A 19,689-nucleotide genomic window follows, 5' to 3' on the forward strand; every position below is an offset into this window, starting at 1 on the left:
CTCGGCCCGGCAGGCGCGGGCATCGAGCAGCAGGGCCGCGGCGGCCAGGCACACGGACAGCCGCACGGCCAGCAGGCATGCGGGAATCGACCGGTGAGGGGCCCGCACGTCAGAGGCTCTCGATCCAGTTGCGCAGGACGGCCGCCGACGCCCGGTCCGGCTCTGCGTCCGCGCGGTGCGGGGCGTCGCTCGGGATGAAGCCGAACCGGCGCTTGAACGCGCGCCGGAAGGTCCGCTCGTCCGAGAATCCGACGGCGTAGGCGACCTGCGCGATGCGCAGCGGGCGGGGCGCGTCGTACCGGACGAGCATCCGCATCGCCGCCATTAGGCGGCGGTCGCGGATATAGGCGACGATGCCGTTCGGCGCGAACAGGCGGTACAGCGTCGAGCGCGACAGGCCCAGGCGGCCGGCGATCAGCGCGGGCGTCAGCTTCGGGTTGCCCAGTTCGGCCTCAATGAGGCGGCGCAGCCGGATCCGGACGTCCTGATGCTCGGTCGGGCGGCCCTGCTCCTGGCCGCGCAGCCAGCTCGCGCAGAGCTGGGTGATCGCCGCCGCGGCCGACAGCGCCTCGCGCCGGTCCAGCAGGTCGCCGCACGCGACGACGTTGGCGACGAAGTTGTGGACCAGCCGGCCGAACGGGTCGCCGTCGTGATCGAGGGGGCGGCCGTGCAGGGCGTCCGGGTGGCAGCCCTGCTGCTCCAGGAGGGCGCGCGGGATCACGACGTTGGTGGCATCGACGGCCTCCGCGACGATGCGCACGGGCTGGGCGAGGTCGAAGACGATGCACTGCACCTCGGTGACCGGTCCGGCGCGGCTGTCCGTCTCCACGACGCTCCGCCCCCGGCGGTAGAACTGGAGAAGGATGTGGTCGATGCCCTGCTGGTGGATCATCGCCTCGGTTCGGACCAGGGTGTGGGCCGGCGCGATCACGTCGCCGACGAGGAGGTCGCCGAGGTTGTAGCTGCGCATCGCGATCGGGACGGTGAGATCGGTCTCGGGCCGGAAGCTGACCGCGAAGACCGGCGCGAGATGGTCCTGCCAGGCCCGGCCGAGCGCCTCCGGATCCTCGGGCGGCTCGAACCGCAGGCAGGCGACCGCGCCGCCGGCGGCTTCGTCGCCGGACGAGGCGGCGTCGGCAGGGCGGCTTGTCGCGTCGGACGGCATACGGTCAGCCTGGATGCGTGTTCTGATCGCGACCGCTGACGAGGCGTGGGAAGCGGCATCGCGCCGCGGCGCAGCGCGATTCGATCGGTCCGGATGTTAGCCCCGGCCGGCCGGAGGGTCATCCGCTCCCACGGCGCACGAGGCGGCTGTACACGGTCCTTTGCCGTGTCGGTGCGCGCGACCGGGCGCCGCCATCGTCCGGACGGACAGCCGGCGTGGGGGCTCCTTCCGTCCCGGGGCGGCCTCGGGCGTGTCAGGCGGAGAGCGAGGCCGCGCCGACCGCGTAGCGGCGTGCCGGCCGGTCCAGGCCGAGATGGTCGCGCAGGGTCGCGCCCGCGTAGTCGCGCCGGAACAGGCCGCGGCGCTGGAGGATCGGCACCACCGCGTCCACGAAGGTCTCCAGCCCGTCCGGCAGCACGTCCGGCATCAGGTTGAAGCCGTCCGCCGCGCCGGCCCGGAACCACGCCTCGATGTCGTCGGCGATCGCCTCCGGCGTGCCCGCGACGATGCGGTGGCCGACGCCGCCGCCCAGCGCCCGCAGGAGCTGGCGCACCGTCAGCCCGTCCCGCCGGGCGAGCGCGACCGTGCCGAGGAACATCGTGTGGTTGGCGTCGGGCGGGAGCGGCAGCGGGTCGGGCAGCGGCTTGTCGAGATCGAGCCGTGCCGGATCGATCCGCAGCGTCCCGGCGAGCCGCGCGAGGCTGTACGCCTCCGGCACCAGATCCCAGAGCTCGTCCTGCCGGCGGCGCGCTTCGGCCTCTGTGGCGCCGATCACCGTGGCGAGGCCGGGCAGGATGACGAGGGCATCCGGCCCGCGTCCGTAGCGCGCCGCTCGCGCGCGCAGGTCGCGGGCATAGGCCGCCCCGTCCTCGATGGTCTGGGCCAGCGAGAACACCGCGTCGGCGGTGGCGGCGGCGAGCTCGCGCCCGTCCTCCGAGCCGCCCGCCTGGAAGGTCACCGGGCGCCCTTGCAGGCTGCGCGGCACGGTCAGCGGCCCCTCGACGGCGTAATGCGCGCCGCGGTGGCGGACGGCGTGGACCTTCCCGGTGTCGACGAACCGGCCGCCCGCCTTGTCGCCGACGAACGCGTCGTCCTCCCAGCTGTCCCACAGGGCGTGGACCAGCTCGGTGAATTCCCGCGCCCGGGCGTAGCGCGCCCCGTGCTCGGAGGCGCCCGCGAAGCCGAAATTGCGGCCCGCGGCGGCGTCGGCGGTGGTCACCACGTTCCAGCCGGCCCGGCCGCGGCTGACCATGTCCAGGCTCGCGAAGCGGCGGGCGAGATTGTACGGCTCGTTGTAGGTCGTCGAGGCGGTGGCCACGAGGCCGACATGGCTGGTCGCCGCCGCCACGCTGGCCAGCACCACCGTGGGTTCGAGGGCGTTGAACGGCCGGTAGTCGATCCGGTCGTTGATCGCCGGCGTGTCGGCCAGGAAGATCGCGTCGAGCTTGCCCCGCTCCGCGATGCGGGCGACGCGCACGAAATGGTCGATGTCGATGAAGGCGTCTGGCCGGCTGTCCGGCAGTCGCCACGCGGACGGGTAGACGCCCGAATGCAGCAGGTTGACGTTGAGATGCAGCGTGCGTCCGCTCATCGAACTCTCCGGGTCAGCGGACGCGTGGCAGGACCTGCTCGGCGAAGCGGCGCATCTCCGCCTCGAACGGCTGGAACTGCAGCATGAACAGCTCGATGCCGGCCGCGTGGAAGGCGCGGATCCGCTCCGCCACGGTCGCGTAGCTGCCCACCAGCCCGGCGGCCGTGCCGCCGTTGGTGCCGACATGCCGGCTGGCGGCCGCGTCGGTCTTGGCGAACATCACGCTGGCCCGGTCGGTCCGGGCGCGGGTGTCGGCGCGCAGGTCCGCGTCGCGCTGCGCCAAGGCGAGGAGCCGCGCGTGCTCCGCCTCCGCCTCCGCGTCGGAATCCCGCGCGATCACGAAGGCCGAGAGGCCGTAGCGCAGCGGGCCGTTGGCCGCGGGACGGCGGGCGACGTCGGCGATGAGGGCCGCGACGTCCTCCAGCGGATGGCCGTTGATGAACCAGACATCCGCATGGTCGGCGGCCAGCGCCCGGGCGGGCTCCGACTCGCCGCCGAGATAGATGGTCGGCCGCTTCCGGAACGTGCCGGCGGGGCGGAGCTGGTAGTCCTCGACCCGGAAATGCGCCCCCGCGAAGGTGACCCGCTCGCCCCGCATCAGCCGATCCACGAGGCCGATCCACTCGCGCCCGTAGGCGTAGCGGTCGTCGTGCGCCGGGAACGGCAGGCCGGCCCGCTCGAACTCGGCCTTGTTCCAGGCATTCACGAGGTTCAGCGCGAAGCGGCCGCCGCTGATATGCTCGATCTGGAGCGCCATCTTGGCGAGCACCACCGGATGGTAGAGCCCGGGCTTGATCGCCGCGATGATCTCGATGCGCCGGGTCAGCGCCGCGAGCGCCGCCGCCCCCATCCAGGCCTCGAGCTGGTCGCGCGTCGGGTCGTAGGGGTTCATCGTATGCTGGGCGACCAGCACGGAATCGAAGCCCAGGGCCTCCGCCTCCAGGACCAGAGCGCGGTTGCGGTCCCAGCTGGCGTCATCCGGCTCGTCGGGGTCGTGATGGGAGGCCCGGGAGCCATGGACGGCCGCCCAGATGCCGAAGCGGGGCGCGTGGGTCGGTCCGGCCATGGCCTCAGCCCCGCCCCGCCGGCGCCTGCCAGATCGGCACGTCGGTGGCGTCGATCCGGCGCGGGATGAGCTTGGCCTCGTAGAACACGTCGGCGATGGCCTGCTGCTCGCCGAGCTGGGCGCGGTCCACCGGTTCGACCGCGTAGGTGCGGCGGCTGTTGGCGGCGGCCACGACCGCGGGCGGCAGGTCGCCCCAGATCGGGGCCAGCAGCGCCACCGCCTCCTCCGGATTCGACCGCATCCAGGCGCCGGCCTCGACCAGCGCCCGGTAGACGACCGCGACGACCTCCGGCTGCGCGGCGACGAAGCTGTCGTTGACGAGGTAGTAGCGATGGTAGCTCGTCAGGCCGGTGGCGTCGGCGACGACCCGCACCGGGCGCTTGGCCTGCGCGAAGGCGAGGAAGGGGTCCCAGATCGACCACGCGTCGAGGCTGCCCTGCTCGAAGGCGGCCGCGCCCTCCGGCGCCTGGAGGTAGGCCGGCTTGATGTCGGAAAAGCTCAGGCCGGCGCGCTTCAGCGCGGCGGCGAGCACGTAGTGGCTGCCCGAGCCCCGGGAGACGCCGACCGTGCGGCCCTTGAGGTCCGCGATCGTGCGGATCGGCGACTCCGCCGGCACGATGATCGCCTCGGCGGCCGGCGCGCCGCGCTCGCGGGCGTAGAAGGTCAGCGGCGCCTTGGCCGATTGCGTGAAGATCGGCACCGCGTCGGCGACGTCGGCGTGAATGTCGACGGCGCCGGCCGTCATCGGCTCGATCACGCTGGTGAACAGGTGCCAGCTCGGCGTGAAGCCCAGCGGCGCCAGGCGCTCGGCGAGCGTCCCCTTCACCTTCAGCACGGTGAACAGCACCGAGGAGCGCTGCATGCTGATCTTCACCTCGCGGAGGCCGGCCCGCACCGCCGGCGCGCCGAGCGCCAGGGTGGCGGCCGCGCCGAGGCCGGCGTGCAGCAGGGACCGGCGGGACGGGGCGATCCGGCTCAACGTGTCGTCGGTCATCACGGTCTCGTGGATCTCGAAGCTGTGCCCGGACGGCGTGCCGGAGCTGCTGTGGAAGGCACGATCCTGCGAAGATCCGCGTCGCATCCCGTCCTGCTTCTATTGAAGACCGTTACGAACGACAGGATCAATGGAACGATGTTTCTATTTCTAAGGCGGATGTAAAACGACATCCTTCATAGATGGGCATCAGCAGCAGTGTCGTCTTTCCGATGTCGGCCGCGAAAAGTACCGGTCGGATCGATGGGCTGGCCCGGACCGGGGATTGCCGCGCGCGTTCTCCGCAGCAGAGGAAGGTTCGCGGAAAGAAAAGGTTTTTCTTCTAGGGTCGACTTATAAATCGAAGATGTTTGCGAACCGGCCCTGGCGAGATGATGCTTTCAAAAGTCTGGCGAACTCTCGATTCAGCTTGAGGTCACCGGACAAACCCTCGATTCCAGGGTGAGGCGCTGCGGCGCTGGTCAGGATCGGGAACGGGAAGCCATGTCGCAGACGGAAGCGGGCTGGGGCGCGGGTCCGAGTGCGCGCTACGAGACGCTGGCGGACCGGTTCCGTCCGGTCTTCGCCGAGATCCGCGCCAACGCGGCCGAGCGGGACCGCGCCCGCATCCTGCCCCACGCCGAGATCGGCTGGCTGCGGGAGGCGACCTTCACCACCCTGCGCCTCGCCCCGGAGCAGGGCGGCCACGGCGCCAGCCTGCCCGAGCTGTTCGCGCTCCTGATCGAGCTGTCCCAGGCCGATTCCAACGTCACCAACGCGTTGCGCGCGCATTTCGGCTTCACGGAGGACGCCCTGTGCGCCTCCTCCGACGCGTGGCGCACCGCCTGGATCGCCCGGATCGGGGCCGGCGCAACGATCGGCAGCGGGGTCTCGGAAACCGGGCCGGCCAAGGTCGGCGCCTTCGACACGGTGGTGCGGCGGCGGGACGGCGGGTTCGTGGTGGACGGCCGGAAGTTCTACACCACCGGCTCGCTGTTCGCGGATTACATCCACCTCTCGGCCGAGGATGAGACGGGCGGGGCCGTGACCGCTGCCGTTCCGGTCCGGGCGCCCGGCGTCACCGTCGTCGATGACTGGGACGGGTTCGGGCAGGCGCTGACCGCCAGCGGCACCGTGACCTTCAAGGGCGTGGCGCTCGATCCGGACCTGATCAAGCCCGATCCGGCCCGCTTTCCCTACGCGATGGCGTTCTTCCAGCTGGTGCATCTCGCGACGCTCGCCGGCATCGGCCGGGCGGCCGCCGAGGACGTGGCGCGGCTCGTGGCCGAGCGCACCCGGGTCTACAGCCACGGCAATGCCGGGCGCAGTGCGGAGGATCCGCAGATCCAGGCGGTGGTGGGCCGCGTCCGGGCCAATGCCTACGCGGCCGGCGCCGTTGTGCTCAAGAGCGCCGAATCCCTCCAGCGGGCCTACGCGGCGCATCAGGCCGGCGACGGGCCGGCCACCGAGCGGGCGACGACGCTCGCCGATGTCGAGGTCAACCAGGCCGTGAGCGTGGTCACGGACCTCGTGCTGCAGGCGACGACGTCGCTGTTCGACGCGCTGGGCGCCTCGGCCGTGAAGTCGGGGCTCGGCCTCGACCGGTACTGGCGCAACGCCCGCACCATCGCGTCCCACAATCCCCGGATCTACCGGGACCGCATCGTCGGGACCTTCGCGATCACGGGCGCGCCGCCGCCGCGGCAATACCGCGTCGGCACGGCGTGAGGCGCGTCGCCGGGGACGGTATCCGGTGACCGGGCGGTTGAGGCCGTCCCGGGCATGACCAGCGCCGCGCGGGAGGCGGCCCCGTAGCCCGAGAGGGCGCAGGTGCGCGTCGTCTGTACGTCGCCGCCGCGCAACTCCTCGGCACCGCCGATCCTGATGGTTCGGCCGCCCGATGCCGCATCACGCGCGCGTCAGAGCGCGCCGCGGGGTGGTCAGGAACACGGTTTCCGGTGTCGGGTTGGCCAAGCACGCAGCAGCGCTCCACGGCGGCACGAGCCGTTTCCGATCCGCAGCCCGCAGGCCCGATCCTGCGTGCACGGCGCCACGGCCGCTCATAGTCCAAGGATTCACATGGCCGACGCCGTCGCCGACTTCTTCTGGAAGCGTCTGGCCGAATGGGGGGTGAAGACGATCTTCGGCTACCCCGGGGACGGCATCAACGGCCTGCTCGGCGCCCTTCAGCGCAACGACCTGCCCTTCGAGTTCATCCAGGTCCGCCACGAGGAGATGGCGGCCTTCATGGCGACCGCCTACGCCAAGTTCACCGGTGAGGTCGGCGTCTGCCTCGCCACCTCCGGTCCCGGCGCGACCCACCTGCTCACCGGCATGTACGACGCCTATTCGGACCACGTGCCGCTGCTCGCCATCGCCGGCCAGCAGGCCCGCAACGTCAACGGCGCGCATTACCAGCAGGAGCTCGACCTCACGAGCGTCTACAAGGACGTCGCCGCCTATGTGCAGCAGGCCTCCGCGCCCGCCCAGGTCCGTCACATCGTCGACCGCGCCATGCGCATCGCCAAGGCCGAGCGGAAGGTCGCGGCGATCATCCTGCCCAACGACCTGCAGGACGTTCCCTACGAGGGGCCGGTGCGCAAGCACGGCAACACCTTCTCGGGCGTCGGCTACACCGCCCCGAAGGTCGTGCCCTTCGACGGCGACCTGCGCCGGGCGGCCGACGTGCTCAATGCCGGCCAGAAGGTCGCGATCCTGGTCGGCGCCGGCGCGCTCCACGCCACCGACGAAGTCATCGCGGTGGCCAACAAGCTCCAGGCCGGCGTCGCCAAGGCGCTGCTCGGCAAGGCCGCGCTGCCGGACGACCTGCCCTTCGTCACCGGCACGATCGGCCTGCTCGGCTCCAAGCCGTCCTCCGACATGATGGCCGAATGCGACACCCTGCTGATGGTCGGCTCCGGCTTTCCCTGGGCCGAGTTCCTGCCCGAGGAGGGGCAGGCCCGCGGCGTGCAGATCGACATCGCGCCGGAGATGCTGTCGCTGCGCTACCCGATGGAGGTGCCGCTCTGCGGCGAGGCCGCCGAGACGCTCACCGCCCTTCTGCCGCTCCTCGACCAGAAGAAGGAGGGCGGCGCCTGGCGGACCGGGATCGAGAAGAACGTCGCCTCCTGGTGGAAGGAGGCCGAGGACCGGGCGATGGCCAAGGCGAACCCGGTCAACCCGCAGCGGGTGACCTGGGAGCTCTCGCCGCGCATGCCCGAGCGGGTGATCGTCACCTCGGATGCCGGCTCCTGCGCCAACTGGTACGCCCGCGACCTGAAGATGCGCCGGGGCCAGATGTGCTCGCTCTCGGGCGGCCTCGCCTCGATGGGCGCGGCGGTGCCCTACGCCATCGCCGCCAAGGTGGCGCATCCCGACCGGCCGGTGATCGCGCTGGTCGGCGACGGCGCCATGCAGATGAACAACATGGCCGAGCTGATCACGGTGGCGAAGTACATGCATCGCTGGTCGAACAAGACCTGGATCTGCTGCGTGTTCAACAACGAGGACCTGAACCAGGTGACCTGGGAACAGCGGGTGATGGAGGGCAACCCGAAATTCGAGGCGAGCCAGACCATCCCGAACGTGCCCTACCACAAGTTCGCCGAGCTGATCGGCCTGAAGGGCCTCTACGTGGATGACCCGGCGCAGGTCGGCCCGGCCTGGGACGAGGCGCTGGCGAGCCCGGTGCCGGTGGTGCTGGAGGTCAAGACCGATCCCGAGGTGCCGCCGTTGCCGCCGTTCTTCACCCTGGAGCAGGTCAAGAACTTCATGTCGATGCTGGGCAAGGGCGACTCGAAGGAGCGCCATCTGCTCGCCGACACCGCCCGGCAGGTGCTGAGTTCCGTCCTGCCCGGCGACAGGACGTAGGGCGGCCGCCCGCTCCGACCTGATCAACCCTCCGATCCGGGCCGCGGACCGGCGCTCTTGCACAAGCCGCGGGACACGCCGGTCGCGACGATCGTGAAAGCCCTTCCGGCCCGATCACGCGCGCTTGATCGCGCGGCGCCGATCTCTGTAAGCACACCTGTCAGGGGTGCGCTCGCATAGGACTGCAAGGGCTCGTTGATGACGATGGCAGGCAACACCCGGGGCGTCGCGGTCAGGACGGCCGCCGACGCGAAGGCTCCGCCGCTGGTGGTCATCGTCGAGGATGACGAGGGTGTCCGCGACGGGCTGCAGGATCTGCTCCGGTCGGTGGGCCTCGACACGATCGCCTTCGACTCGACGCGCGGTCTGCTCGCCGCGGCCCTGCCGAACCGTCCCGGCTGCCTGGTCCTGGACGTCCGGCTGCCCGGCTCGAGCGGCCTCGAGCTCCAATCGAAGCTGGTTGCGATGGGCAACCGCATGCCGATCATCTTCATGACCGGCCACGGCGACATTCCCATGAGCGTCCAGGCCATGAAGGCCGGCGCCCTCGACTTCCTGACGAAGCCGTTCCGCGATCAGGACATGCTGGATGCGATCGCGGTCGCGATCGAGCGGGATCGGGCGCGGCGCGCCGCGAGCGCGGGCGTGGCCGAGATCGAGGCGCTCGCCGCCACCCTGACGGCGCGGGAGGCCGAGGTGATGCATCACGTGGTCAAGGGTCTCTTGAACAAGCAGATCGCCCACGCGCTCGGCATCAGCGAGATCACGGTCAAGATCCACCGCGGCAACGTCATGCGGAAGATGGCGGCCGGGTCCGTCGCCGACCTCGTGCGCAAGACCGAGATGTTGAAGACGAGGGCAGAGAGCTGCCGGCCGACCGGGTGACCGGATGCGCGCGATGATCGTCAGTGAGACGGATGCACCGGCTGTCTGGCCCGAGGGAAACGGCGGCCGGCCGGACCAACCGAACGTATAATATCGGGATCACTGCGATCGGCGCATTGAGTTCAGACCATCCGCCGGCGGGACGCCTCGAAAGGAACATCTGTGTCGGCTGGAAAGAAAGCCGTGGCGGTCGTCGACGACGACGAGGCCGTTCTGGATGCGACATCCAGCTTCCTCGAAGCGCTGGGCTACGACCCGCGGGCCTTCAACTCGGGCGAGGCGTTCCTGGCCTCGGGCCTCACGGGTGATGTGTCCTGCCTGCTGACGGACATCAACATGCCCGGCCTCAACGGCCTGGATCTGCAGGAGCGCGTGCGGCGGGTCCGGCCGGCCCTGCCCGTCATCCTGATGACGGCGCTGACGGACGACACCACGCGGCTTCGTGCCTTCGCGGGGGGCGCCCGCGATCTCCTGCGCAAGCCGCTGGCGGCCGACGACCTGATCCGCTGCCTGGAAGACACGATCGGGGCCTGAAACCGGTCGTGTCTCAGGCACGTGGCGGCGCGGTGCAGGATCATCACCCGGTGGAGCGCGCGCAGCATGGGACGGGACGCATGACGGCGACGGGGGGCGACGATCCGTTGAGCGGGCTCGCACCCCTGCTGCGCGTGCGGCCGCATCTGGACGATGTCTGCCGCTTCGGCGGATGCTGGGCCGCCCCGCATTCGCCGGAGCCGACCCGGCAGGCCTATTTCCACATCGTCACGCGCGGCCAGGCCGTTCTCCGGCGACCGGAGGGCGACCCGGTCCAGATCGCCGCCGGGGACATCCTGCTGCTGCCGCGCGGCGACGCGCACACCCTCCACAGCGCGGGACCGTTGCCGCAGGCCAGGCTGCCCGTCGCCGTCCAGCACCGGCACGAACTCCGGTTCAAGACCACCCTCGGGGCCGAGCCGGATGTCGAGCTGATCTGCGGCCGCCTGCACTTCGAGGCCGCGCCGCAGAATCTGATCGTGACCGCTCTGCCGGACCTCGTCGTCCTGAGCGTCGGCGCGCAGCCGCTGGCGACACGGTTCGAGCCCCTCCTCGTCGGCATCCGCGAGGAGCTGAGCGACGGGCGTGCCGGAGCCGTCGCGGTCGCCGAGAATCTCGCGAGCGCGCTGTTCATGATGATGCTGCGCGCGCATCTCGAAGCCGCGGCGCCCGCCGAGGGCCTGCTGCGCCTGCTCGGGCAGCCGGTGACCGCCCGGGCGGTGCTCGCGATGGTGCGCGATCCCGTGCGCGACTGGACGCTGGACGAACTCGCCGCTCTCTCCGCCGCCTCGCGGGCGAGCCTCGTGCGCGCCTTCCGGAAGGCCGCCGGCATCGCGCCCCTGGAATTCCTCACCGACCTGCGGCTGGGCCTCGCCCGTCACCGTCTGCGTGCCGGCACCGTCCCGCTCGAAGTCCTGGCGGTGGAGGTCGGCTACCAGTCCGCCGCTGCCCTGAGCCGGGCGTTCCTGCGCAAGTATGGGATCCGCCCCGGCCACGTGCGACAGGCCGAACACCCCGCCGATCCAGGCTGATCCGCGCGGTCATCCGCTTGCGCCGCCCGGCCATCGAGGGCGGCGCCGGCCACGATTACCTTCCTCGTCATCACGAAGGAGGTCGTCATGGCCATGATCGATTGGAACACGTACCGCCAGCAAGTCACGGCCGGCGTCGGACACTTCGCCAAGCTCAGCCCCGACACGGTGCGCGGCTACGGCACCCTGAGCACCGCCGGCCAGAAGACCGGCCAGCTCGATGCCAAGACCCGCGAGCTGATCGCGGTCGCGGTGGCGATCTCCCTGCGCTGCGACGGCTGTATCACGGTCCACACCGACGCCGCCCGCAAGCTCGGCGCCACCGAGGCCGAGTTGGCCGAAGCCCTCGGCGTCGCCACCAGCATCAATGCCGGCGCCGCGGTCGTCTACGCGACGCGCGCCCTCGACGCCTTCGCGGCCTCCGCCGAGGCCTGACCCCGCACGCCCGTCCGCTGAGCAAAGGAATCGTGTCATGAACACGCAGATCCGTCGCGTCCTCGGCCTCGTCTCCGGGCCGGAATCGAACCGCCTCGGCCTTCAGGCCATGCGGGTCGCCATCGCCATCATCTTCCTCTGGATCGGCGCGCTCAAGTTCGTGCCCTACGAGGCCGACAGCATCACGCCGTTCGTCGCCAACAGCCCGGTGATGGCGTTCTTCTACGCCCATCCGGACCAGTATGCGCAGCACCTCACCCATGAGGGCGAGCTGAATCTCGCCGCGCGTGCCTGGCAGGCCGCCAACCACACCTACGCGTTCTCCCGCGGCCTGGGCACGGTGGAGCTGCTGATCGGCCTGCTCGTCCTCGTCGGGCTGGTGTCGCGGCGGCTCGGCCTCGCCGGGGCGGTGCTGGCCTTCCTCACCCCGGTTGTGACCCTGTCGTTCCTGGTCACCACGCCGGAGGCCTGGGTTGCCGCCCTGGGCGATGCCGAGCACGGCTTTCCCTACCTGTCGGGAGCCGGCCGCCTCGTCCTGAAGGACGTGACCCTCATGGCCGGCGCGTGGCTGGTCCTCGCCGACAGCGCCCGCGCCGTCCTTGAGCAGACGTCGACCCGCACCGCCCCGGCGGGGCTCGTGCCGGCCGCGAAGGCGTAATGGATCGCTGGGCGGGGGCTGCACGGCCGCCCCCGCCACCGAGGTTCGGAGCACCCCCGGTCGGCCATCGCTCGGGGTGATGACCCCTAACCTTCGTATGATTCCGAACCGCTTCCGGCGCCTGTACGCCCGTTCGAACAGGACGCGATCGCGAAGCACCGCATTCGTGGCGCGCCTTCGAGAGTTTCGTGGCGCCAGGACAAATGGATCCGGCGCGATAACCCTTGCCACGTTGTGGAAGAGGTCGAACGATGATCCAGCTCACGATCAACGCGCGCCAATACACAGTGGATGCGGAGCCCGACACGCCGCTGCTGTTCGTCCTGCGCGACAGCCTCGGGATGACCGGCACCAAGTACGGCTGCGGCATCGGCCAGTGCGGCGCCTGCACGGTGCTCCTCGACGGCGCGGCGACCCGCTCCTGCCAGATCCCGCTCGAGAGCGTCGGCACCCAGGCGATCACCACCATCGAGGCGATCGAGCAGGATCCGGTCGGCGCCAAGGTCGTGGCCGCCTGGGTCGGCATCGAGGTGCCGCAATGTGGCTACTGCCAGTCCGGCCAAGTCATGGCCGCCACAAGCCTGCTCAAGCAGACCCCAAAACCCTCGGACGCCGACATCGCCGGCGCCATGACCAATCTCTGCCGCTGCGGCACCTACAACGCCATCGCCGCCGCCGTGCGGCAGGCCGCCGCCTGAGGAGGGCCCCATGACCGACCTCACGCCCCTCCGCCGCGCCGACCGTCGCGAGCCGGTCCGCAACCTCTCCCGCCGCGGCTTCCTCGGCGCAGCCTCCGGCGCGCTCTTCCTCGGAATCGGCCTGCGGCTCGAGCCGGCCGCCGCGCAGACCCGCGCGGAAGGCCCGGCGGCCGTTGCGCCGAAGCCCGGCACCCGGGTCGCCGCCTTCCTGGAGATCCGCCCCGACAACTCGGTGCGCCTGCTCAGCCCGTTCGTGGAGGGCGGACAGGGCATCAACACCGGGCTCGCTCAGACCATCGGCGAGGAACTCGATCTCGACCCGGCCCGCTTCACGGTCGAATGCGCTCCGCCCGGGCCGGACTACGCCGTCGTCAACGGCCTGCGCATGACCGGCGGCTCGTTCTCGACCCGCTCCAGCTTCGAGGCCATGCGCCGGCTCGGGGCCACCGCCCGCGAGATGCTGCTGCGCGCCGCCGCCGCCAAGCTCGCCGTGCCGCAGGACAGCCTGACCACCGCGGATGGCCGCGTGGTCCACGCCGCCTCCGGCCGGAGCCTCGGCTACGGCGAGCTCGCCGCCGCCGCCCTCGCCCTGCAGCCGCGCGACGACGTCCCGCTGAAGGACCCGAAGACCTTCCGCTGGATCGGCAAGCCGGTGGCGCGCCTCGACATGCGCGACAAGTCCACCGGCCGGGCCGTCTACAGCATCGACATCCGCCAGCCCGGCATGCTGCACGCGGCCGTCCAGCACGCGCCGCATCTCGGCACCGAGCCGGAGGCGATCGCCAACGAGGCGGAAGTCCGGGCGATGCCGGGCGTCCAAACCGTCCAGCGCCTGCCGGGCGCAGTGGCGGTGGTGGCCGACACGTGGTGGCGGGCGCGCAAGGGCGCGGAGGCGCTGCAGGTCACGTGGTCCAAGCCGGCCCCCGACGGCATTGCCACCGTGTCGGCCGGCTTCTCCTCGGCCGCGATGCTGGCGGCCCTGAAGGGCGCGACCGAGCCTGGCATCCCGGCCGAGCAGGCGGGCGACCCGGACGCCGCCTTCAAGGGCGCCGCCAAGGTCGTTGCGGCGGAATACGACGCCCCCTACCTCGCCCACGCGCAGCTGGAGCCGCCCTCGGCGGTGGCGAGCTTCGCCGCCGACGGCAGCCTCGACCTGTGGCTGCCCAACCAGATGCCCGAGCTGTTCCAGCAGATCGCCGCCAAGACCGCCGGGCTGCAGCCCGATCAGGTCCGGATCCACTCGCCGATGCTCGGCGGCTTCTTCGGGCGCCATTTCTACTACGGGCCGGCGAACCCGTTCCCGCAGGCGATCCTGCTCGCCAAGGCCCTGGGCAAGCCGGTGCGGGTGCTGTGGTCGCGCGAGGAGGAGTTCGGCATGGACGCGCTGCGGCCCCTGAGCTTCGCGCGCTTCCGCGCCGCGCTCGGGCCCGACGGGATGCCGGTGGCGCTCGAGACGACGGCCGTCGGCGAGGGCCCGATCGGGCGCTGGTTCGGCGCGCTGTTCAAGTCGCCGGTGGATTCCTCGGTGGTGGAGGGCCTCGACCAGAAGCCCTACGCGATCCCGAACCGGAAGCTCAGCTACGTGAAGGTGCCCCACCCGGTGACCATCGCGTTCTGGCGCTCGGTCGGGCACTCGATGAACGACTACTTCTACGAGAGCTTCCTCGACGAGATCGCCCAGGCCGGCGGCCAGGACCCGTTCGCCCTGCGGATGGCGCTCCTGAAGGACAGCCCCCGCCATCGGACGCTGCTGCAGGCGGTGGCGGATCTGGCCGGCGGCTGGAAGCCGGGGCCGTTCCAGGCGCCGGACGGGACGCGCCGGGCGCGGGGCGTGTCGATGGCCTCGCCGTTCGGCTCCGAGACGGCGACGATCGCCGAGGTCTCGCTCAAGGATGGCGAGGCGCGGGTGCACGACCTGTGGATCGCGATCGATCCGGGCCGCGTGGTCAACCCGGCGATCGTGAAGCGTCAGGTGGAGAGCGCGGCGGCTCTGGGCCTGTCGTCGACGCTGCTGGAGCAGGTCGTCTACGAGGGCGGGCAGCGCCAGGCACGGAACTTCGACGCCTACCCGATCCTCGATCGGGATCGGATGCCGCGGGTGCATGTGGCGATCGTGGAGAGCGGCGCGCCGATGGGCGGCATCGGCGAGCCGGGTCTGCCGGGCGTGCCGCCGGCGGTGGTCAACGCGGTGGCTCTGCTCACCGGCCAGCGCCTGCGCAGCCTGCCGCTGGCCAAGGCGCGCCTCTCTGGGGCGTGATGCAAAAGCTGCGCGGGGCGCGGCGACGGGACTTGGAGGATACGCGATGACGACGGCAGCCGCGCAGACGCCCCGATGGGCGCTGTTCAGGACCGGGCCCCGCTTCGAGTACCTGCCGGTCGCCCTGTTCGGATCGGTGATGGGGCTGACCGGCCTGAGCGTCGCGTGGCGGCTTGCGGCCCTGCGCTACCCTCTGCCGGGCCTCGTGGCGGACCTGATCGGGTGGGCGGCGCTCGCCGCCTTCCTCGCCCTGGCCGCGGCCTACGGGATGAAGGCGGTCACGGCGTGGCCGACCGTCGTCGCGGAGTTCCGGCACCCGATCGCCGGCAACCTGTTCGGGACCGTGCTGATCAGCCTGCTGCTGCTGCCGCTGGTCCTGGTCCGCGTCAGCCCGCTCCTGGCCCAGGGCGTCTGGATCCTGGCCGCCGCCGGCATGCTGGTCTTCGCGGTGATGATCGTCAGCCGCTGGATGAGCAGCCGCCAGCAGCTCGCGCACGCGACGCCCGCCTGGATCGTGCCGGTGGTCGGGCTCCTCGACGTGCCGCTCGCCGCCCCGGTCCTCGGCCTGCCGCACACGCAGACCGTGACCCTGCTGGCGCTGAGCGTCGGCCTGTTCTTCGCCGTGCCGCTCTTCACCCTCGTCTTCGCGCGCCTCGTGTTCGAGGAGCCGCTCGCGCCGGCAATGCGGCCGACGCTGATGATCCTGGTCGCGCCCTTCGTGGTGGGCTTCTCGAGCTACGCCGCGACGCTCGGGCGGATCGACGCGTTCGCCGAGGGGCTGTTCCTGATCGGCCTGTTCGTCTTCGTGATCCTCGTCGGTCTGCTCCGGGACCTGCCGCGATGCTGCCCGTTCCGGGTGTCGTGGTGGGCCGTGAGCTTCCCGGCGGCCGCGACCGCCGTGGCCGCCCTGCGCTACGCCGAGCACGCGCAGAGCGGCCTCGCCGACGCTTTGGCGCTGCTGCTCCTCGCCTTCGCGACGGGGCTGATCGGGGCGCTCGCCCTGCGGACCCTGACCGGCATCGCGCGCGGCGAGCTGCGCGCCCTCAGCGGCTGAGACGCCGTCGCACCGGACCGCGCGGAGCCGCACGCCATCGCGGCCCGCGCGACCGGCACCCACCACCATCGAATGTGCGAAATGTCACTTGCTTGATGAAAGTCATATCCGGTAACTTGCATCATGCAACGCACATCCTTCGATCAGATGCAGTGCCCGGTCGCCCGCTCCCTGGATCGGGTCGGCGAGTGGTGGAGCATCCTCATCCTGCGCGACGCCTTCTACGGGCTGACGCGCTTCGACCAGTTCGCGCAGAGCCTCGGCATCGCGCCCAACATGCTGACGCGCCGCCTGAAGGCGCTGTGCGAGGCCGGGCTGATGGAGCGGCGGCTCTACCAGGAGCGGCCCGCGCGCTACGAGTACGTGCTCACCGACAAGGGCCGGGACTTCCGGCCCGTGCTGTGGACCCTGTTCGCCTGGGGCAACCGCCACCTCGCCCCGGAGGGCGAGAGCGTGAGCCTCATGGACCCCGAGACCGGGTTGCCGGTCGATCCCGTCGTGGTCGACCGACGCACCGGCCGGCCGCTCTCCGACGGCGTCCGCGTCGTCGCCGGGCCGGCGGCGAGCCCGCGGCTGCGGCGGCGCTTCGAGCGCCAGACCGCGCTCTGACCGGCAGGCGCACAGAACCAGGAGCACGGGCCAGGGGCACGGGGTCAGGAGCACGGGACCATGAGCGGCGCGGCGATGGACGGGTTCGTGGAGGCGGTTCCGGCCGATGCGGCGGCCGGTCGGCGGCGATCCCGCAAGCGTGCGGCCGCCGCGTGCCTCGTGGTTCTCGCTCTGGCGGCGGGGTCGGCCTATGGCCGCTCTTGGTGGGAGACTGGCCGCTTCCTGGAGAGCACCGACGACGCCTATGTCGGCGGGGACGTCACCGTTCTCGCGCCGCGCGTGTCGGGCTTCGTGACGGAGATGCTGGTCACCGACAACCAGCGGGTCCAGGCCGGCGACCTCCTGCTGCGGATCGACGACCGCGACTACCGGGCGGCCCTGGCCAGGACCGAGGCGGCGGTGGCCGGCCAGGAGGCCACGCTCCTCAACCTCGACGCCACCCGGCACCTGCAGGAGGCCGTGATCGCGCAGGGGGGCGCCGATCTCGCGGCCGCGGAGGCCGAAGCCGCCCGCACCCGGTTCGACTACACCCGCTACCGGCAGCTCTCGGCCAGCCAGTACGCGTCCGAGCAGCGCTTCCAGCAGGCCGACGCGGACGACAAGAAAGCCCGTGCGGCGGTCGAGAAGGCGCGCGCCACCCTCGATGCGGCGCAGCGGCGGATCGCCGTCATCGAGACGCAGAAGCGGCAGGCCGAAGCCGCCCGCGCCCAGGCCGTGGCCGAGCGCGACACGGCGCGGCTCAACCTCGGCTACACGGAGATCCGGGCGCCGATCGCCGGGGTGGTCGGCAACCGCAGCGCCCGCACCGGCTCCTACGCGACGCCGGGCGCCGGCCTGATCGCCCTGGTGCCCGCGCAGGGTCTCTGGGTCGACGCGAACTTCAAGGAGGGCCAGCTCGCCGAGATGCGGCCCGGCCAGCTCGCGACCGTCGTGGCCGACGTGCGTCCGGGCGAGACCTTCACGGGCCATGTCGAGAGCCTGGCGCCGGCGACCGGCGCACAGTTCAGCGTGCTGCCGCCCGAGAACGCCACCGGCAACTTCACCAAGATCGTCCAGCGCGTGCCGGTGCGGATCCGCCTCGACGGCGAGGCCGGACGGCTCGGCCGCCTGCGGCCCGGCCTGTCGGTGACCGCCTCGGTCGACCGCCGCGGCGGCGCGCCCGAGCCCGACGCGCCGGCCCAAGGCGCGGGCGTCGTCGTCGGTCAGCTCACCCGATGAGGGCCGCGGCCGTCACCGGCGGCGCCACGGCCCCGCCCCGGGAGACCCCCGCCCCGCTGAGCGAGGGCCAGAAGGTCTTCGCCTTCGCGGTGATGTGCATCGGCTTCTTCATCGCGCTCCTCGACATCCAGATCGTCTCGGCCTCGCTGAAGGATATCGGCGGCGGCCTGGCGGCGAGCCCGGACGAGGTCGCCTGGGTCCAGACCAGCTACCTCATCGCCGAGATCATCGTGATCCCGCTCTCGGGCTTCCTCGCCCGGGTGATGTCGACGCGCTGGCTGTTCTGCGTCTCGGCGGCGGGATTCACCGCGACCTCGCTGCTCTGCGGCTGGGCCTGGGACATCGAGAGCATGATCGTCTTCCGGGCGCTCCAGGGCTTCCTGGGCGGCTCGATGGTCCCGACCGTCTTCACCACCGCCTTCGCGTTCTTCCCCGGCAAGAAGATCCTGGTGGCCGCCGCGACCATCGGGGCGCTGTCGTCGCTGGCGCCGACCCTGGGGCCAACGGTGGGTGGCTGGATCACCGACAATTACTCCTGGCACTGGCTGTTCTTCGTCAATCTGGTGCCTGGGATCTTCGTCGCCGTCGTGGTGCCGTTGCTGGTGCGGGTCGACGAGCCCGAGCCGGCACTCCTGAAGTCCACCGACTGGCTGGGCATCGCCCTGATGGCCGTGTTCCTCGGCTGCCTCGAATACACGCTCGAGGAGGGGCCACGCTGGAACTGGACCGAGGACGCCACCATCCGGACCACGGCCTGGCTGTCCGGGCTCGCCGGAATCGGCTTCCTCTGGCGCAGCCTCACCTACGCCCACCCGATCGTCGACCTGACGGCGCTCAGGAGCCGCAACTTCGCGCTGGGCTGCCTGTTCTCGTTCGTCACCGGCATCGGGATCTTCGCCACGATCTACCTGACGCCGCAGTTCCTGGGTCAGGTGCGCGGCTTCTCGGCCCTGCAGATGGGGCTCGCCATCTTCTCCACCGGCGTGTTTCAGGTGATGGCGATCCCGGTCTACGCCGTCCTGGCCAGGCGGATCGACCTGCGCTGGCTGATGATGTTCGGGCTCGGCCTGTTCGGGTTGAGCATGTGGTCGTTCACGCCGATCACGCACGAGTGGGGCTGGCGCGAGCTGCTGTGGCCGCAGGCGATGCGCGGCTTCGCGCAGCAATTCGCCGTGGCGCCGACCGTGACGCTGACGCTCGGCGGCCTCGCGCCGGCCAAGCTGAAGCTTGCCTCCGGGCTGTTCAACCTGATGCGCAACCTGGGCGGCGCCATCGGCATCGCGGCCTGCGCGACGATTCTCAACGACCGCACCAACCTGCACTTCCTGCGGCTGGCCGAGCACCTGAACCCGACGAACCCGGCGATGCTCGACCTCCTGCGCGGGATGGAGGCGCGCATGGCGGGCAGCTTCGCGGGTGATCCCGAGCACGGCCACGTCGCCGCCCTGCGGCAGCTCCGGTCGCTCACGCTGCGCGAGGCGCAGACCATGACCTACGCCGACGCCTTCACGGCCATCGCGCTCTGCTTCGCCCTGGCCACCGCGCTGGTGCCGCTGATGCGCAAGGTTGCCCCGCCGAAGGGGCCCTCCGCCGACGCGCACTGACCCGGGGGACCGAGGCAGGGCCGAACCCGCCAGACACGGAG

The 19,689-nt window shown here is 71.5% G+C and carries 17 protein-coding genes; 13 read left to right on the top strand and 4 right to left on the bottom strand.

What is annotated here, in order from left to right; genetic code table 11:
- Positions 1–109: 109 nt before the first annotated feature.
- From ABIE45_RS05205 to ABIE45_RS05220, 4 genes are all read right to left on the bottom strand, one after another.
- Positions 110–1,165 (bottom strand): helix-turn-helix domain-containing protein, encoded by a 1,056-nt coding sequence (locus ABIE45_RS05205; RefSeq protein WP_192709667.1) that lies wholly within the window; start codon positions 1,163–1,165, stop codon positions 110–112.
- A 253-nt stretch (positions 1,166–1,418) separates the two neighbouring features.
- Positions 1,419–2,756 carry an LLM class flavin-dependent oxidoreductase gene (locus ABIE45_RS05210; protein WP_192709666.1) on the bottom strand — a complete coding sequence of 446 codons (1,338 nt, stop codon included), beginning with the start codon at positions 2,754–2,756 and terminating at the stop codon, positions 1,419–1,421.
- A 13-nt stretch (positions 2,757–2,769) separates the two neighbouring features.
- Positions 2,770–3,822, bottom strand: coding sequence for an LLM class flavin-dependent oxidoreductase (locus tag ABIE45_RS05215; protein WP_192709665.1), 1,053 nt, complete (start codon positions 3,820–3,822; stop codon positions 2,770–2,772).
- A 4-nt stretch (positions 3,823–3,826) separates the two neighbouring features.
- Complete coding sequence (locus ABIE45_RS05220; RefSeq protein WP_192709784.1) at positions 3,827–4,816, bottom strand: aliphatic sulfonate ABC transporter substrate-binding protein; 990 nt, start codon at positions 4,814–4,816, stop codon at positions 3,827–3,829.
- 483 nt (positions 4,817–5,299) lie between these two features.
- Here ABIE45_RS05220 and ABIE45_RS05225 point away from each other — a divergent pair, with 483 nt between their 5' ends.
- The 13 genes from ABIE45_RS05225 to ABIE45_RS05285 all read left to right on the top strand — a co-directional run bounded on the left by ABIE45_RS05225 (position 5,300) and on the right by ABIE45_RS05285 (position 19,648).
- Positions 5,300–6,523 (top strand): acyl-CoA dehydrogenase family protein, encoded by a 1,224-nt coding sequence (locus ABIE45_RS05225; protein WP_192709664.1) that lies wholly within the window; start codon positions 5,300–5,302, stop codon positions 6,521–6,523.
- 351 nt (positions 6,524–6,874) lie between these two features.
- Complete coding sequence (locus tag ABIE45_RS05230; protein WP_192709663.1) at positions 6,875–8,665, top strand: thiamine pyrophosphate-requiring protein; 1,791 nt, start codon at positions 6,875–6,877, stop codon at positions 8,663–8,665.
- Positions 8,666–8,869: 204 nt separating this feature from the next.
- Positions 8,870–9,550, top strand: a complete 681-nt coding sequence (locus tag ABIE45_RS05235) for a response regulator (protein ID WP_192709662.1) — start codon at positions 8,870–8,872, stop codon at positions 9,548–9,550.
- 183 nt (positions 9,551–9,733) lie between these two features.
- Complete coding sequence (locus ABIE45_RS05240) at positions 9,734–10,084, top strand: response regulator transcription factor (RefSeq protein ID WP_373622181.1); 351 nt, start codon at positions 9,734–9,736, stop codon at positions 10,082–10,084.
- 80 nt (positions 10,085–10,164) lie between these two features.
- On the top strand, positions 10,165–11,115 hold the full coding sequence (locus tag ABIE45_RS05245) for an AraC family transcriptional regulator (protein ID WP_192709660.1): 951 nt from the start codon (positions 10,165–10,167) through the stop codon (positions 11,113–11,115).
- A gap of 87 nt (positions 11,116–11,202) precedes the next feature.
- The gene (locus ABIE45_RS05250) at positions 11,203–11,550 is read left to right on the top strand and encodes a carboxymuconolactone decarboxylase family protein (RefSeq protein ID WP_192709659.1); all 348 of its coding nucleotides are present in this window, start codon (positions 11,203–11,205) and stop codon (positions 11,548–11,550) included.
- A 37-nt stretch (positions 11,551–11,587) separates the two neighbouring features.
- Positions 11,588–12,208, top strand: coding sequence for a reactive chlorine resistance membrane protein RclC (rclC, locus tag ABIE45_RS05255; protein WP_192709658.1), 621 nt, complete (start codon positions 11,588–11,590; stop codon positions 12,206–12,208).
- A 251-nt stretch (positions 12,209–12,459) separates the two neighbouring features.
- Positions 12,460–12,906: a (2Fe-2S)-binding protein gene (locus ABIE45_RS05260; RefSeq protein WP_192709657.1), complete on the top strand. Its 447-nt coding sequence runs from the start codon at positions 12,460–12,462 to the stop codon at positions 12,904–12,906.
- Between the two features lie 10 nt (positions 12,907–12,916).
- Entirely contained in the window at positions 12,917–15,163 is a 2,247-nt protein-coding gene (locus tag ABIE45_RS05265; protein ID WP_192709656.1) for a xanthine dehydrogenase family protein molybdopterin-binding subunit, read from the top strand.
- Positions 15,164–15,209: 46 nt separating this feature from the next.
- Complete coding sequence (locus tag ABIE45_RS05270; RefSeq protein WP_192709655.1) at positions 15,210–16,217, top strand: SLAC1 anion channel family protein; 1,008 nt, start codon at positions 15,210–15,212, stop codon at positions 16,215–16,217.
- A gap of 123 nt (positions 16,218–16,340) precedes the next feature.
- Positions 16,341–16,826: a helix-turn-helix domain-containing protein gene (locus tag ABIE45_RS05275; RefSeq protein ID WP_192709654.1), complete on the top strand. Its 486-nt coding sequence runs from the start codon at positions 16,341–16,343 to the stop codon at positions 16,824–16,826.
- A gap of 60 nt (positions 16,827–16,886) precedes the next feature.
- A complete protein-coding gene (locus ABIE45_RS05280; protein WP_209578389.1) occupies positions 16,887–18,044 on the top strand; it encodes an HlyD family secretion protein in 1,158 nt (385 codons plus the stop codon).
- Positions 18,041–19,648, top strand: coding sequence for a DHA2 family efflux MFS transporter permease subunit (locus tag ABIE45_RS05285; RefSeq protein ID WP_192709653.1), 1,608 nt, complete (start codon positions 18,041–18,043; stop codon positions 19,646–19,648). The genes ABIE45_RS05280 and ABIE45_RS05285 overlap by 4 nt, the downstream gene beginning before the upstream one ends.
- Positions 19,649–19,689: the final 41 nt, after the last annotated feature.

It is taken from the genome of Methylobacterium sp. OAE515, assembly GCF_041806315.1.
In the GTDB taxonomy this organism is placed as follows: domain Bacteria; phylum Pseudomonadota; class Alphaproteobacteria; order Rhizobiales; family Beijerinckiaceae; genus Methylobacterium; species Methylobacterium tardum.

Bases quoted from the DNA above. Each gene is read 5' to 3' on its own strand.
- ABIE45_RS05205 (WP_192709667.1), bottom strand. From the start codon at position 1,165: ATGCCGTCCGACGCGACAAGCCGCCCTGCCGACGCCGCCTCGTCCGGC.
- ABIE45_RS05210 (WP_192709666.1), bottom strand. From the start codon at position 2,756: ATGAGCGGACGCACGCTGCATCTCAACGTCAACCTGCTGCATTCGGGC.
- ABIE45_RS05215 (WP_192709665.1), bottom strand. From the start codon at position 3,822: ATGGCCGGACCGACCCACGCGCCCCGCTTCGGCATCTGGGCGGCCGTC.
- ABIE45_RS05220 (WP_192709784.1), bottom strand. From the start codon at position 4,816: ATGACCGACGACACGTTGAGCCGGATCGCCCCGTCCCGCCGGTCCCTG.
- ABIE45_RS05225 (WP_192709664.1), top strand. From the start codon at position 5,300: ATGTCGCAGACGGAAGCGGGCTGGGGCGCGGGTCCGAGTGCGCGCTAC.
- ABIE45_RS05230 (WP_192709663.1), top strand. From the start codon at position 6,875: ATGGCCGACGCCGTCGCCGACTTCTTCTGGAAGCGTCTGGCCGAATGG.
- ABIE45_RS05235 (WP_192709662.1), top strand. From the start codon at position 8,870: ATGGCAGGCAACACCCGGGGCGTCGCGGTCAGGACGGCCGCCGACGCG.
- ABIE45_RS05245 (WP_192709660.1), top strand. From the start codon at position 10,165: ATGACGGCGACGGGGGGCGACGATCCGTTGAGCGGGCTCGCACCCCTG.
- ABIE45_RS05250 (WP_192709659.1), top strand. From the start codon at position 11,203: ATGGCCATGATCGATTGGAACACGTACCGCCAGCAAGTCACGGCCGGC.
- rclC (WP_192709658.1), top strand. From the start codon at position 11,588: ATGAACACGCAGATCCGTCGCGTCCTCGGCCTCGTCTCCGGGCCGGAA.
- ABIE45_RS05260 (WP_192709657.1), top strand. From the start codon at position 12,460: ATGATCCAGCTCACGATCAACGCGCGCCAATACACAGTGGATGCGGAG.
- ABIE45_RS05265 (WP_192709656.1), top strand. From the start codon at position 12,917: ATGACCGACCTCACGCCCCTCCGCCGCGCCGACCGTCGCGAGCCGGTC.
- ABIE45_RS05270 (WP_192709655.1), top strand. From the start codon at position 15,210: ATGACGACGGCAGCCGCGCAGACGCCCCGATGGGCGCTGTTCAGGACC.
- ABIE45_RS05275 (WP_192709654.1), top strand. From the start codon at position 16,341: ATGCAACGCACATCCTTCGATCAGATGCAGTGCCCGGTCGCCCGCTCC.
- ABIE45_RS05280 (WP_209578389.1), top strand. From the start codon at position 16,887: ATGAGCGGCGCGGCGATGGACGGGTTCGTGGAGGCGGTTCCGGCCGAT.
- ABIE45_RS05285 (WP_192709653.1), top strand. From the start codon at position 18,041: ATGAGGGCCGCGGCCGTCACCGGCGGCGCCACGGCCCCGCCCCGGGAG.